The sequence below is a fragment of the Pseudomonas sp. ABa2 genome (assembly GCF_056676075.1).
On sequence record NZ_CM155239.1, the window covers coordinates 782,325 to 794,565 of the forward strand.

At 68.5% G+C, this 12,241-nt stretch carries 12 protein-coding genes; 4 read left to right on the forward strand and 8 right to left on the reverse strand.

What is annotated here, in order from left to right; genetic code table 11:
- Positions 1-10: 10 nt before the first annotated feature.
- The 3 genes from AC1G9C_RS03780 to AC1G9C_RS03790 all read right to left on the reverse strand — a co-directional run bounded on the left by AC1G9C_RS03780 (position 11) and on the right by AC1G9C_RS03790 (position 2,972).
- Positions 11-652, reverse strand: coding sequence for an oxidoreductase (locus AC1G9C_RS03780; protein WP_397495979.1), 642 nt, complete (start codon positions 650-652; stop codon positions 11-13).
- A gap of 30 nt (positions 653-682) precedes the next feature.
- Positions 683-2,407: a C13 family peptidase gene (locus AC1G9C_RS03785; protein WP_480409488.1), complete on the reverse strand. Its 1,725-nt coding sequence runs from the start codon at positions 2,405-2,407 to the stop codon at positions 683-685.
- Positions 2,408-2,516: 109 nt separating this feature from the next.
- Positions 2,517-2,972: a MaoC family dehydratase gene (locus tag AC1G9C_RS03790; RefSeq protein WP_003240173.1), complete on the reverse strand. Its 456-nt coding sequence runs from the start codon at positions 2,970-2,972 to the stop codon at positions 2,517-2,519.
- Between the two features lie 303 nt (positions 2,973-3,275).
- On the opposite strand from AC1G9C_RS03790, the gene AC1G9C_RS03795 reads away from it, so the two are divergent.
- Genes AC1G9C_RS03795 through AC1G9C_RS03805 form a run of 3 tightly spaced genes read left to right on the forward strand, consistent with a single transcriptional unit; the run spans position 3,276 to position 4,946 of the window.
- Positions 3,276-3,635, forward strand: coding sequence for a CidA/LrgA family protein (locus AC1G9C_RS03795; RefSeq protein WP_021443073.1), 360 nt, complete (start codon positions 3,276-3,278; stop codon positions 3,633-3,635).
- Complete coding sequence (locus AC1G9C_RS03800) at positions 3,632-4,348, forward strand: LrgB family protein (protein ID WP_480409489.1); 717 nt, start codon at positions 3,632-3,634, stop codon at positions 4,346-4,348. The genes AC1G9C_RS03795 and AC1G9C_RS03800 overlap by 4 nt, the downstream gene beginning before the upstream one ends.
- 7 nt (positions 4,349-4,355) lie before the next feature.
- The gene (locus AC1G9C_RS03805) at positions 4,356-4,946 is read left to right on the forward strand and encodes an LON peptidase substrate-binding domain-containing protein (protein ID WP_021443071.1); all 591 of its coding nucleotides are present in this window, start codon (positions 4,356-4,358) and stop codon (positions 4,944-4,946) included.
- Positions 4,947-5,119: 173 nt separating this feature from the next.
- Here the strand turns inward: AC1G9C_RS03805 and AC1G9C_RS03810 are convergent, their stop codons facing one another.
- The 4 genes from AC1G9C_RS03810 to AC1G9C_RS03825 all read right to left on the reverse strand — a co-directional run bounded on the left by AC1G9C_RS03810 (position 5,120) and on the right by AC1G9C_RS03825 (position 9,478).
- Positions 5,120-5,260 carry a DUF2474 domain-containing protein gene (locus AC1G9C_RS03810; RefSeq protein WP_021443070.1) on the reverse strand — a complete coding sequence of 47 codons (141 nt, stop codon included), beginning with the start codon at positions 5,258-5,260 and terminating at the stop codon, positions 5,120-5,122.
- A gap of 9 nt (positions 5,261-5,269) precedes the next feature.
- Positions 5,270-6,277, reverse strand: coding sequence for a cytochrome d ubiquinol oxidase subunit II (cydB, locus tag AC1G9C_RS03815; protein ID WP_021443069.1), 1,008 nt, complete (start codon positions 6,275-6,277; stop codon positions 5,270-5,272).
- Positions 6,278-6,279: 2 nt separating this feature from the next.
- Positions 6,280-7,719 (reverse strand): cytochrome ubiquinol oxidase subunit I, encoded by a 1,440-nt coding sequence (locus tag AC1G9C_RS03820; protein WP_480409490.1) that lies wholly within the window; start codon positions 7,717-7,719, stop codon positions 6,280-6,282.
- A gap of 481 nt (positions 7,720-8,200) precedes the next feature.
- Positions 8,201-9,478, reverse strand: coding sequence for an acetyl-CoA C-acetyltransferase (locus AC1G9C_RS03825; protein ID WP_480409491.1), 1,278 nt, complete (start codon positions 9,476-9,478; stop codon positions 8,201-8,203).
- Positions 9,479-9,779: 301 nt separating this feature from the next.
- Here AC1G9C_RS03825 and AC1G9C_RS03830 point away from each other — a divergent pair, with 301 nt between their 5' ends.
- The gene (locus AC1G9C_RS03830) at positions 9,780-11,135 is read left to right on the forward strand and encodes a 3-oxoacyl-ACP reductase (RefSeq protein WP_480409492.1); all 1,356 of its coding nucleotides are present in this window, start codon (positions 9,780-9,782) and stop codon (positions 11,133-11,135) included.
- A 95-nt stretch (positions 11,136-11,230) separates the two neighbouring features.
- On the opposite strand, the gene AC1G9C_RS03835 is transcribed toward AC1G9C_RS03830, so the two are convergent.
- Positions 11,231-12,223 carry an AraC family transcriptional regulator gene (locus AC1G9C_RS03835; protein WP_122108110.1) on the reverse strand — a complete coding sequence of 331 codons (993 nt, stop codon included), beginning with the start codon at positions 12,221-12,223 and terminating at the stop codon, positions 11,231-11,233.
- Positions 12,224-12,241: the final 18 nt, after the last annotated feature.

The following is a 12,241-nucleotide window of genomic DNA, read 5'->3' on the forward strand; positions in this document are numbered from 1 at the left end:
GTCCACGGCGTCAGCGCCCCAGGCGGCGCAGGTCGGAGGACTCTATCACGCGCACACCGTCCTCTTCCTCCAGGGCCAGGCGCCACAGCGCGCGGGCCAGGGCGCAGGCCTCGATGCCGCGGTACTTGCCCGGCAGCCAGCGCAGCAGCGGCGCGGCCAGGCGTTCGCCGAGGCGGAACTCGCGGCGCGCGCCGAGCAGCAGCGAGGGGCGGACGATGGTTAGTTGCGGCCAGTCCATGGCTTTCAGCGCCTGTTCGGTCTCGCCCTTGACGCGGTTGTAGAACACCGAGGAATTGGGATCGGCGCCGAGGGCGCTGACCACCAGCAGATGCCGTGCGCCCAGCTCGCGGGCGCGGCGGGCGAAGGCCAGGACCAGGTCGTGATCGATGGCGCGGAAGGCCTCCTGCGAGCCGGCCTGCTTGATCGTGCTGCCCAGGCAGCAGAAGGCGGTGTCGACGGGCCCGGCCAGCTGCGGCAGCAGCTCGGCCAACTCGCCCACCGGGTTGTCCAGGTGGGCGTGGGCGGCCAGCGGCCGGCGCGTCGGTGCCAGCACGCGGGCCACGGTGGGTTCGCTGAGCAGGCGGTCGAGCAGGTGTTCGCCGGTGAGGCCGGTGGCGCCGGCGAGCAGGATGTGCTGCGGGGTCAGGTACATGCAGTTGTCTCTTGTCCGTTACAGCTGAGCTTAGTCGTTGGCGTCGTTGCTGGCCACGGCGCTGAGGGCGCGTTCGGCCTGGCTCTGGCGCAGGCTGCGCCAGTGCTGGAGCACGCCGCGCGGGGCCCAGATCTGCGGTTCGGAGGGTTGATAGTCGTCGGCCTGTTCGCGTTCGGCGACGCGTTCCTTGGCCAGTTCGAAGGCGCGTTCGAGGTTGTCGGTCTCTCCCAGGGCCTCGGCGAACAGGGCGCGGCCGAAGTAGGTGAAGTCGTTCTCTTCGCTGCAGCCGAAGGATACCCGGTCGGCGCGCGCGGCGGTCATCACCAGGGTCTTGTCGTCCTTGAGCGGCGGGATGAAACCGCCGGAATAGCAGGCCGAGATCACCACCACCTTGTGGCGCTGCTTGAGCGGGGCGAGCAGCGCGGCGAGCTCGCTGGCGGGCAGGTCGGCCAGCTGCAGGCGCGGCTGGTCGAGGTTGAGCTCGTGCTCGCGCGAGCCGTGGCTGGTCAGGTAGATGAACACCAGGTCTTCCTCGCCGCTGCGCTCGGCCAGGGCCTGCACCGCGCGGCTGAGGTTCTCGCGGGTGGCCAGCGGGCGGTCGGCGAGGTGGTCGCGGTGGTTGATCAGGCTGATGCTGCCGTGGGCGCCGAAGCGCTCGCGCAGCAGGCGGCTGACGTAGTCTGCCTCGCGCATGAACACGCTCTGCTTGCCGTCGCCGGCCAGGGTCAGGGCGTACAGCTCGCGCGCGGGGGTGGAGGCGGGCAGCGCGGCGATGGCCTCGTCGAGCAGTCGGCCCTGCTGCAGCAGGCCCAGTTCCAGGGCATCCGGCAGGGCCTGGCCCTGTTCGTCGCGCACGCGCCGGCCGCGTTGCCAGGTGCCGGCCTGGCGGCTGCCGTCGGCCAGGGTCAGGGTGCCGTTGCCGGCATAGTCGCCGGCGACGAACTGGCCCTGGTAGTGGCTGCCGTCGGCCAGGGTCAGCAGGCCCTCGCCCTGGTAGCGCCACTCCTCGAACTGGCCGACATAGCGGCTGCCGTCGCTGCCGATGTACTCGCCCGGGCCGTCGAGCACGCCCGCGCTGAATTCGCCGCTCCAGACGTCGCCAGCCGCGCTCTGGTAGCGGCCCTTGCCGTGGAACTCGCTGTCCTTGAAGCCGCCGCTGTAGGTGTCGCCCTCGGCGTTGCTGAAGCTGCCCTGGCCGTTGAGCTGGCCCTGGCTGAACACCCCGCTGAACTGGTTGCCGTAGGCGTCGCGGCGGACCCCCTGGCCTTCCGGCTGGCCGTTGACGAACTGGCCCTGGAAGCTGCTGCCGTCGTCCGTTTCGAGTTTGCCCAGGCCGTGGAAACGGTCGTCGGCGAATTCGCCCTGGTAGCGCTGGTCGCCCTGTTCCAGCAGACCCTCGCCGGCAAAGCGGTTGCGCGCGAAACCGCCCTGGTAGCGGCTGCCGTCGCTGTAGGTGAGGGTGCCCTGGCCGTGGAACATGCCCTGGCGAAATTCCCCCAGGTAATGTTCGCCGCCCGGGCCCTGCCATTCGCCGGGGCCGTCGAGCTGGCCGTCCTTGAACTGGCCGACGAACCAGCTGCCGTTGCGGTAGTCCAGACGCCCCGGGCCCTGCAGCAGGCCGTCGACTATCTCGCCGCGGTACTGCGCGCCGTCGGGCAGCACGGCATCGGCCGGCAGCAGGCTGCGCGCCTCGTCGCAGCCGCCGAGCAGCAGGGTCAGGCAGAGGGGCAGTAGGCGCAGCGCAAGCGGCTTCATGGCAGACGTCCGGGTCGGGGCATTGCCGGCAGTATGCCGCAAGCGCGGGCGCTTGCGCTGCTGCGCCGCACGCTTCGGCGAAGGGCGGGGCGGAGCCCGCCGCGAGGGGTCAGACGAAGCAGAGGGTCAGCGGTTCGGCGATATAGGCCGGTTTTTCCTGGCCTTCGATCTCCAGCACGGCGCGGGCCTTGAGCAGCCACTGGCCGGGGTTCTTCTCATTGGCGTCGGTCAGGGTCACCGTCAGGCGCACCTTGGAATCGACCTTCACCGGCTGGATGAAGCGCACGCTGTCGAGGCCGTAATTCACCGCCATCTTCAGGCCCTGGGGCATGATCATGATGCCTTCCATCAGCATCGGCACCAGCGACAGCGACAGGAAACCGTGGGCGATGGTGGTGCCGAAGGGGGTCAGCTTGGCCTTTTCCGGGTCGACGTGGATGAACTGGTGGTCGCCGGTGCATTCGGCGAACTGGTTGATGCGCTGCTGGTCGATGGTCAGCCACTCGGACTTGCCGAGTTCCTTGCCAACATAGTCCTTGAGCTCTGCTACGGGTACGAACGGCATAGTTCCTCCTTGAGGACGCGGGTGTTGTTGTTTTTGCGTGGAACCCTTGCCGGCTAGATCATCACGAGGCCGGCACCGGGTCAAGCCTGGCTCGCCGCACTGAATGACGCGGCATAGGCGCGGCAGGCGAAGCAAGACAGGGGCCAGCGCGCGGCCATCGCGCCTATAATGGCCGGCATGTCCTTGAAGATGCCCGAATACCCCTGAGAACCCGTTGGCGATCTGCTGCGCGGTGGCTTTGCTGCGTTGGAGAGCGCAAACAGCTTCCGCCATTCGGCATCGCACCTTTCGGAGATTTTGCCCATGCTGCTTCGCGGCCTGTCCTGGCTGGTGTTGTGCCAGTTGCTCGGTACCGCCCTCAACGTCCTGCTGCTGCCCATGCTGCCCGGGCCGATCATCGGCATGCTGTTGCTGTTCGTCTTCCTCATGCTGCGCGGCGAGGTGGGCGAGCCGCTCAGCGTCGCCTCCAGCAGCCTGCTCAAGTACCTGCCGCTGATCCTGGTGCCGCCGGCCGTGGGGGTGATGGCCTATGCCGGCGACATCCTCGCCGACTTCTGGGCGGTGGTCGGCGCGCTGCTGCTGTCGCTGCTGCTGTCGGTGGCCTTCGCCGGCTGGCTGATGCAGAAACTGATCGAGCGCCAGCAGCGCCGGGAGCAGGCATGAGTCCGGACTGGCAGGGCGCCTGGCAGGCGCTGACCCATCACCCATTATTCGGTATCGGCATCACCCTGGGCGCCTACCAGCTGGCCATCGCCGCCTACGAGCGCACCCGCTGGGTGTTCCTGCAGCCGGTGCTGGTGTCGATGCTGACGGTGATCGGCATCCTGCTGGTCTGCGGCCTGAGCTTCGCCGAGTACAGGAGCAGCGTCGCGGCCCTGACCCTGCTGCTCGGCCCGGCCACCGTGGCCCTGGCGGTGCCGCTGTACCTCAACCTGCGGCGCATCCGCCAGCTGTTCTGGCCGATCGTGCTGACCCTGCTGATTGCCGGCACCCTGGCCACGGTGCTGGGCGCCGGGCTGGCCTGGCTGTTCGGCGCCGAGCGGCTGATGCTGATGAGCATGGCGCCGAAATCGGTGACTTCGCCAATCGCCATGCTGGTGGCCGAACAGATCGGCGGCATCGCCGCGCTGGCGGCGGTGTTCGTGATGATCACCGGGGTCATCGGCGCCATCGTCGGGCCCTCGTTGCTGCGCCTGTGCGGGGTCCAGCATCCGGCGGCGCAGGGCATGGCGCTGGGCATCACCGCGCATGCGGTGGGCACGGCGAGGGCGTTGCAGGAAAGCGACGAGTGCGGCGCCTTCGCCGCCCTGGCCATGAGCCTGATGGGCGTGATCACCGCCGTGCTGTTGCCGCTGGCGATTGTTCTGCTGCTGTGAGGTGACGATGAATCTGCCGCTGTTTCCGCTCAACACCGTGCTGTTCCCCGGCTGCATGCTCGATCTGCAGATATTCGAGGCGCGCTACCTGGACATGATCAGCCGCTGCATGAAGCAGGGCAGCGGTTTCGGCGTGGTCTGCATAGTCGAGGGCGAGGAGGTCGGCGAGGCCGCCAGCAGCTTTGCCGCCATCGGGTGCGAGGCGCTGGTGCGTGACTTCCAGCAGCGGCCCAACGGCCTGCTGGGGATTCGCGTCGAAGGTGGTCGGCGTTTCCGGGTGCGCAGCGCCCAGGTGCTGCCGGATCAGCTGACCATCGCCGAGGTGGACTGGCTGGATGAGGCCGCGGAATGCCCGCTGCTGGCCGAGCATGCCGACCTCGCCGCGCTGCTGGCGGCGCTGGCCGAACACCCGCTGGTGGCCTCGCTGGGCATGGGCGGCGTGGCCGTCGGCCAGGCGCAACTGGCCAACCAGCTGGCCTACCTGTTGCCGCTGGAGCCGGGGCAGAAGCTGCAGGTGCTGCAGCAGGACGACCCCGGCGCGCGCCTGGCCCAGCTGCAACTGCTGCTCGAGCAGTTGCAGGGCGAGTCCGGCGGCTGAGCAGCAGGCCGTGGAAAAACTACCTACGTTGCCATCGCGGCGTTAAAAACAGGCTCAAAATGCTCATTTACTACTCGTAAAGTCGCCTGCGACCCCAGCCGCTTTTCGCCTGTTTTTGCGGGGCTGCCATCGGTATTGCGCTGGCTGCCTCGCCTACGTTTTTCAACGGCCTGCTAGGGTGTGCCCATCCCCGCCGCCTGCATGAATAGGCGCAGCAACCAGGACAACGCGCCCAGGGCCAGCACGCTGGCGGCCCAGATCAATACCAGCCAGCCCAGGCGCTGCCACAGCGGTTTCTTCTCGGCATCGTGCATGGCGCGCCCTCAGTGGTAACCGTCTTCCTGGGTCACCTTGCCGCGGAACACGTAGTAGCTCCAGGCGGTGTACATCAGGATGAAAGGGATGATGAACAGCGCGCCGACCAGGATGAAGCCCTGGCTCTGCGGCGGCGCGGCGGCTTCCCAGATGCTGATCGACGGCGGGATGACGTTGGGCCACAGGCTTATCCCCAAGCCGCTGTAGCCGAGGAAGATCAGCACCAGGGTGAGCAGGAAGGGCGAGTAGTGGGCGTTTTCCGCCACCGCCTTGAGCAGCGCCCAGGTGCAGACCAGCACCAGCACCGGCACCGGCATGAACCAGAACAGGTTCGGCAGGCTGAACCAGCGCTCGGCGATCTCCGGGTGTGCCAGCGGCGTCCACAGGCTGACGATGCCGGTCACCGCCAGCAGGACGAACACCAGCGGCCGCGCCAGGTCGTGCATCTGCAGCTGCAGGCGGCCTTCGGTCTTCATGATCAGCCAGGTGCAGCCGAGCAGCGCGTAGGCGGCGATCAACGCCAGGCCGCAGAACAGCGAGAAGGGCGTCAGCCAGTCCAGGGCGCCGCCGGCATAGGTCCGCTCGACCACCTCGAAACCGTCGATATAGGCGCCCAGCGCCACGCCCTGGAAGAAGGTCGCGGTCAGCGAGCCGCCGATAAAGGCCTTGTCCCACAGGTGACGCTTGGCCGCCTTGGCCTTGAAGCGGAACTCGAAGGCCACGCCGCGGAAGATCAGCCCCAGCAGCATCAGGATCAGCGGCAGGTAGAGGGCGTCGAGCACCACCGCGTAGGCCAGCGGGAAGGCGCCGAACAGCGCCGCGCCGCCGAGCACTAGCCAGGTCTCGTTGCCGTCCCACACCGGCGCCACGGTATTCATCATCACGTCGCGCTCGCCCTCGTCCCGGACGAAGGGGAAGAGGATGCCGATGCCCAGATCGAAGCCGTCCATCACCACGTACATCATCACGCCGAAGGCGATGATCACCGCCCAGATCAGCGAAAGATCGATACCCATGTTCAGGCCCTCCCGCCCGGCAGATCGGTTTCCGTGTCGTCGAAGTCCTCTTGCGCCGCCGACAGCGGCCGCGACGGCGTGCGCGGCTGGCCCGGGCCGCCCTGGGTGACTTCCTGGCCCTCGTCGATCCGCGGGCCCTTGCGCACCAGGCGCAGCATGTAGCCGATGCCGGCGCCGAACAGGGCGAAGTAGACCACCACGAACAGCGCCAGGGTCAGGCTCATCTGCGCGAAGCTGTGCCCGGACGAGGCATCGACGGTGCGCATCAGGCCCTGGACGATCCACGGCTGACGGCCGATCTCGGTGGTGTACCAGCCGGCGAGGATGGCCAGGATGCCGGACGGGCCCATCCACACCGCCAGGTGCAGGAAGGGCCGCGAGGCGAACAGGCGGCCGCGGTAGCGCAGCCAGGTGCCCCAGAGGCCGACCAGGATCATCAGCAGGCCCATGGCGACCATCACCCGGAAGGTCCAGAACACTATGGTGGAGTTGGGCCGATCCTCGGGCGCGAATTCCTTCAGCGCCGGCACCTGCTTGTCCAGGCTGTGGGTCAGGATCAGGCTGCCCAGCGCCGGAATCTCGACCTTGAAGCGGGTTTCCTCGCGTTCCATGTCCGGCCAGCCGAACAGGATCAGCGGGGTCGGCTCGCCGCTGCTGTTGTCCCAGTGGCCTTCCATCGCGGCGATCTTGGCCGGCTGGTATTTCAGCGTGTTGAGGCCGTGCAGGTCGCCGATAAAGGCCTGCACCGGCGCGACGATCAGCGCCATCCACACCGCCATCGACAGCATCTTGCGGATCGCCGGGTTGTCGCGCCCGCGCAGCAGGTGCCAGGCCGCCGAGGCGCCGACGAAGAAGGCGGTGGCGAGGAAGGCCGCCGTGGCCATATGCGCCAGGCGGTAGGGGAAGGAGGGGTTGAACACCACGGCGAACCAGTCCACCGGGATCACCCGGCCGTCGACTATCTCGAAGCCCTGCGGGGTGTGCATCCAGCTGTTGGAGGCGAGAATCCAGAAGGTCGAGATCAGCGTGCCGATCGCCACCATCAGCGTGGAGAAGAAGTGCAGGCCTGGGCCGACGCGGTTCCAGCCGAACAGCATGACGCCGAGGAAGCCCGCCTCGAGGAAGAAGGCGGTGAGCACCTCATAGGTCAGCAAGGGGCCGGTGACCGCCCCGGCGAAGTCGGAGAAGGCGCTCCAGTTGGTGCCGAACTGGTAGGCCATGACCAGGCCGGAGACCACGCCCATGCCGAAGTTGACCGCGAAGATCTTCGCCCAGAAGTGGTAGAGGTCGCGGTACACCGTCTCGCCGGTTCTCAGCCACAGGCCTTCGAGTACGGCCAGGTAGCTGGCCAGACCGATGGTGATGGCGGGGAAGATGATGTGAAAGGAAATGGTGAAGGCAAACTGGATTCGGGCGAGATCGAGGGCCTCTAAACCGAACATGGCACATCCTCATACAGGTTATCTCGGACCCGGCACGGTCTGCCGGGCCACAGACTCCAGGCGTTGGAGTCACAGCAAGGCGCAATTGTTCTTGTCGAGCGAGGCGCAGCGGAGGTCGGGCCCAATGGCCCGCAGGCGCAAACCCACGAAGGTTGTATTGACCTGGATCAATCCACGACGAAAAGACTAGCGGGTCTGGGCGTGCTTGACGCTGTGGTGATTTGCCGCGCGGCAGGCTACCGCAGGCTGGGGTATGGGCGGTGCGCACGGCCCAGGCGGCCCCGCGACACCCTACAGGTGGGCGGCACGGCCGAGCAAAAACGTCGGGAGCATCCTTCACCGTCGCGCAGCGACGGCCCGCAGGCTGGCCACCAGGAATGGCAGGCCAAAAAATAGGCGGCCGCGCATCGCGCGGGCCGCCCCAATTCACGGAGTTGCTTACATCGCGTGAGCGCGATGACTTGCGCTCACCGACATTGGATTACTTTTCCAGGATCGCGGTCACACCCTGACCGCCGGCGGCGCAGATGGAGATCAGCCCGCGCCCCTGCCCGGCCGCCGCAAGCAGCTTGGCCAGGTTGGCGACGATGCGCCCGCCGGTGGCGGCGAAGGGGTGGCCAGCGGCGAGCGAGCTGCCCTTGACGTTCATCCGGCTGCGGTCGATGGCGCCCAGCGGCGCGTCCAGGCCCAGGCGCTCACGGCAGTAGTCGGCGTCTTCCCAGGCCTTGAGGGTGCACAGCACCTGGGCGGCGAAGGCCTCGTGAATCTCGTAGTAGTCGAAGTCCTGCAGGCTCAGGCCGTTGCGCGCCAGCAGCCGCGGCACGGCATAGACCGGCGCCATCAGCAGGCCCTCCTGGCCCCGGACGAAATCCACCGCCGCCGCCTCGCCGTCGCGCAGGTAGGCCAGCACCGGCAGGCCGCGCGCCTTGGCCCAGTCCTCGCTGGCCAGCAGCACCAGCGAGGCGCCGTCGGTCAGCGGCGTGGAGTTGGCCGCGGTCAGGGTGCCGCGCGGGCCACGCTCGAAGCAGGGCTTGAGGCTGGCCAGCTTCTCGGCGCTGATGTCGGCGCGCAGGTTCTGGTCGCGGGTCAGGCCGCGAAACGGCGTGAGCAGGTCGTCGTGCCAGCCTTCGGCATAGGCGGCGGCGAGTTTCTGGTGGCTGGCCAGGGCCAGCTGGTCCTGCTCGTCGCGCGCAATCGCCCAGCGCTGCGCCATCAGCTCGCAGTGCTCGCCCATCGACAGCCCGGTGCGCGGCTCGCCGTTGCGCGGGATGGCCGGGGCCAGGTGGCGCGGGCGGATCTGCAGCAGGCTCTTGAGCTTGTCCAGCGTGCGCTTGCCGCGGTTGGCCTCCAGCAGAATCTTGCGCAGCCCCTCGTTGACCCCGATCGGCGCGTCGGAGGTGGTGTCGACGCCGCCGGCGATGCCGCAGTCGATCTGCCCCAGGGCGATCTTGTTGGCCACCAGCAGCGCCGCCTCCAGGCCGGTGCCGCAGGCCTGCTGCAGGTCGTAGGCCGGGGTCTCGGGCGCCAGGCGCGAGCCGAGCACGCATTCGCGGGTCAGGTTGAAGTCGCGCGAGTGCTTGAGCACGGCGCCGGCCACCACCTCGCCGAGGCGCTCACCGTGCAGGTTGAAGCGCTCCACCAGGCCCTCGAGGGCGCTGGTCAGCATCTCCTGGTTGCTCGCCGTGGCGTAGGCGGTGTTGGAGCGGGCGAAGGGGATGCGGTTGCCGCCGACTATGGCGACCCGGCGTAGCTGGGCCATGCTGACTCCTTGCGAATAAAGATTGGGCTACAGGCTAGCGCGCGCAGCCGCATCTGCATTGGCCGCCTTGCCGCGGCCCCAGGCAGTGCGGTCAATTGCGCTTGGCCCGTCACTGCGTAGAGTGGCACGACTTTAGAACGTGTCTACGATCTGCTGCGCGTCGGCCCTGCTGCGTTGAAAACAGGCTCGGACTGCTCATTTACAACTCGTAAACTCCGCGTCCTCGCCTGTTTTCGCCTTGCATGGCTCTAGCTCGCGAAATCGTAGACACGTTCTTTGATTCGCCCACAGGAGCCCGTTCATGTCCGACCCTTACCTCGCCTTCGCCAACTCCGCCGCCGGCCGCCGCCTGGTCGGCGCCCTCGGCCTGCCGGCGCCGCTGCGCCTGGAGCGCTGGCTGGCCGGCCGCATGCGCCCGGTGGACGGCGCCCTGCTGCTCGGCGGCGAAGGTGACCTGCTCAAGGCCGTGCAGCCCTTCGCCAACAAGCTCACCGATCAGCTGTTCGCCGCCCGCGAAGGCCAGCTGGAGCTGCCACGCTGGACCGCCGAGCACGGCCCCAAGCTCAAGGCGCTGCTGTTCGACGCCAGTGGCCTGACCCGCTTCGAGCAACTGATCGAGCTGCGCGACTTCTTCCAGCCGGCGTTCAAGGGCCTGGGCCAGTGCCCGCGGGTGGTGCTGCTGGGGCGCGCGCCGGAATCGCTGAAGGACCCTGTCGCCGCCAGCGTGCAGCGTTCGCTGGAAGGCTTCAGCCGCTCGCTGGGCAAGGAGATCCGCCGCGGCGGCAACGTGCAGCTGCTCTACGTCGGCAAGGGCGGCGAGCAGCAGCTGGAAGGCGCGCTGCGCTTCTTCCTGTCGCCGAAGAGCGCCTACGTCTCCGGCCAGGTGCTGCGCCTGGGGGCCTGCGCCGAGCAGGTGCGCGACTGGACGCGGCCGCTGGCCGGCAAGAAGGCGCTGGTCACCGGCGCCTCGCGCGGCATCGGCGCGGCCATCGCCGAAGTGCTGGCGCGCGACGGCGCCGAGGTGATCCTGCTCGACGTGCCGCCGGCCGCCGCGGCGCTCGAGGCCCTGGCCGCGCGCCTGGGTGGGCGCGGCGTGGCCCTGGATATCTGCGCCGAGGAGGCGCCGCAGCGTCTGGTCGAGGCGCTGCCGGATGGCGTCGATATCGTCGTGCACAACGCCGGCATCACCCGCGACAAGACCCTGGCGAAGATGAGCGATGCCTTCTGGAACTCGGTGATCGCGGTCAACCTCCAGGCCCCGCAAGTGCTGACCCAGGCCCTGCTGGACGCCGGCAAGCTGCACGACAACGGCCGCGTGGTGCTGATCGCCTCGATCAGCGGCATCGCCGGCAATCTCGGCCAGACCAACTATGCGACGAGCAAGGCCGGAGTGATCGGCCTGGCCCAGGCCTGGGCGCCGGCGCTGGCCAAGCGCGGCATCAGCATCAACGCGGTGGCGCCGGGCTTTATCGAGACGCAGATGACCGCCGCCATCCCGCTGGGCATCCGCGAAGCCGGGCGGCGGATGAACTCGATGAGCCAGGGCGGCCTGCCACAGGACGTCGCCGAGGCCGTGGCCTGGTTCGCCCAGCCCGGCTCCGGCGCGGTCACCGCGCAGGTGCTGCGGGTGTGCGGGCAGAGTCTGCTGGGCGCCTGAGTGGAATTGGTGGGCTGAAGCGGAGCGCCGCCCGGCCCATCCAGGAGGGCGTCGGTTGTAGGGTGGGCTTCAGCCCACCAGAGCGAAACGTCGCCTCACGCCTTGCCGCGCTTGCGAAACTCCACCGGCGTCTCGCCGACCCAGCGCTTGAAGGCGCGGTAGAAGGTGCTCGGTTCGGAGAAGCCGGTGCGCTCGACTATCACTTCGATGCGCTCGTCGGTCTTCAGCAGTAGCTCCTTGGCCAGGCGGCAGCGGTAGTCGGTGATCAGGTCGTTGAAGCGCACCCCGGCCATGGCCAGGCGCTCGCGCAGGCGCCGCGCCGGCATGTTCAGCCGCGCCGCCACCTGCTCCAGGGTGGCGCCGCCATCGACCAGCAGTTCGCCGATCAGCTCGCGCACCTGGCGCACCAGGTCCAGGCGCTCCACCTCGGCCAGTTGCCGGCGCGCCAGCGACTCGTGCATGCGCAGCAGTTCGGGCGCGGCATGGCGCGAGGCCTTGTCCAGCACCGCGGCGTCGAACACCAGGGCGTAGTCCTCGGCGCCGAGCCGTGCGGGGCAGCCGTAGACCTGCTGGTAGCGCGCCGCCGGTGCGCCTGCGGCATGCATCAAGCGCACCTCGCGGGCGACGAATGCGCCTTCGGTCAGGGCGTCGAACAGACGGATCACCGCGCCGGCGAGCATTTCGGGAAAGTGCCGCGGCGTATCGGGCGCCAGGCCCAGGCTGAGCACGGCGCGTTCGCCCTGCACCTGCAGGCCGGCGTTGAGCGTGTCGGAGAGCAGGCGCACGTAGCGCAGGGCATGGCGCAGGCCGCTGCCGAAGGTGTCGCTGGAGAGGAACAGGTATTCCAGCAGCAGGCCATGGAAGGCCGGCAGGTGCTGGGCCAGGAACAGGCCGACATGCTCCTGCCCGCACTCTTCGCTGGCGGCTTTCCAGAACAGCGCCTGGGCGCTGTGCGGGAAGCGTCCGGCAGGCAGGCCGCCGGGCGGCAGGCCGACGCGCGCCAACACCCGGTCGGGGTCGGTTCCGCTGGCACGCAAGGCATCGATTACCGGGCGCATCAGCGCCACATCGTCGGTCAGATCACGCATTTTTTTAGGTTTTCTTGT

Excerpts from the sequence above, each read along its gene's own strand:
- AC1G9C_RS03780 (WP_397495979.1), bottom strand. The coding sequence starts at position 652 with ATGTACCTGACCCCGCAGCACATCCTGCTCGCCGGCGCCACCGGCCTC.
- AC1G9C_RS03785 (WP_480409488.1), bottom strand. The coding sequence starts at position 2,407 with ATGAAGCCGCTTGCGCTGCGCCTACTGCCCCTCTGCCTGACCCTGCTG.
- AC1G9C_RS03790 (WP_003240173.1), bottom strand. The coding sequence starts at position 2,972 with ATGCCGTTCGTACCCGTAGCAGAGCTCAAGGACTATGTTGGCAAGGAA.
- AC1G9C_RS03795 (WP_021443073.1), top strand. The coding sequence starts at position 3,276 with ATGCTGCTTCGCGGCCTGTCCTGGCTGGTGTTGTGCCAGTTGCTCGGT.
- AC1G9C_RS03800 (WP_480409489.1), top strand. The coding sequence starts at position 3,632 with ATGAGTCCGGACTGGCAGGGCGCCTGGCAGGCGCTGACCCATCACCCA.
- AC1G9C_RS03805 (WP_021443071.1), top strand. The coding sequence starts at position 4,356 with ATGAATCTGCCGCTGTTTCCGCTCAACACCGTGCTGTTCCCCGGCTGC.
- AC1G9C_RS03810 (WP_021443070.1), bottom strand. The coding sequence starts at position 5,260 with ATGCACGATGCCGAGAAGAAACCGCTGTGGCAGCGCCTGGGCTGGCTG.
- cydB (WP_021443069.1), bottom strand. The coding sequence starts at position 6,277 with ATGGGTATCGATCTTTCGCTGATCTGGGCGGTGATCATCGCCTTCGGC.
- AC1G9C_RS03820 (WP_480409490.1), bottom strand. The coding sequence starts at position 7,719 with ATGTTCGGTTTAGAGGCCCTCGATCTCGCCCGAATCCAGTTTGCCTTC.
- AC1G9C_RS03825 (WP_480409491.1), bottom strand. The coding sequence starts at position 9,478 with ATGGCCCAGCTACGCCGGGTCGCCATAGTCGGCGGCAACCGCATCCCC.
- AC1G9C_RS03830 (WP_480409492.1), top strand. The coding sequence starts at position 9,780 with ATGTCCGACCCTTACCTCGCCTTCGCCAACTCCGCCGCCGGCCGCCGC.
- AC1G9C_RS03835 (WP_122108110.1), bottom strand. The coding sequence starts at position 12,223 with ATGCGTGATCTGACCGACGATGTGGCGCTGATGCGCCCGGTAATCGAT.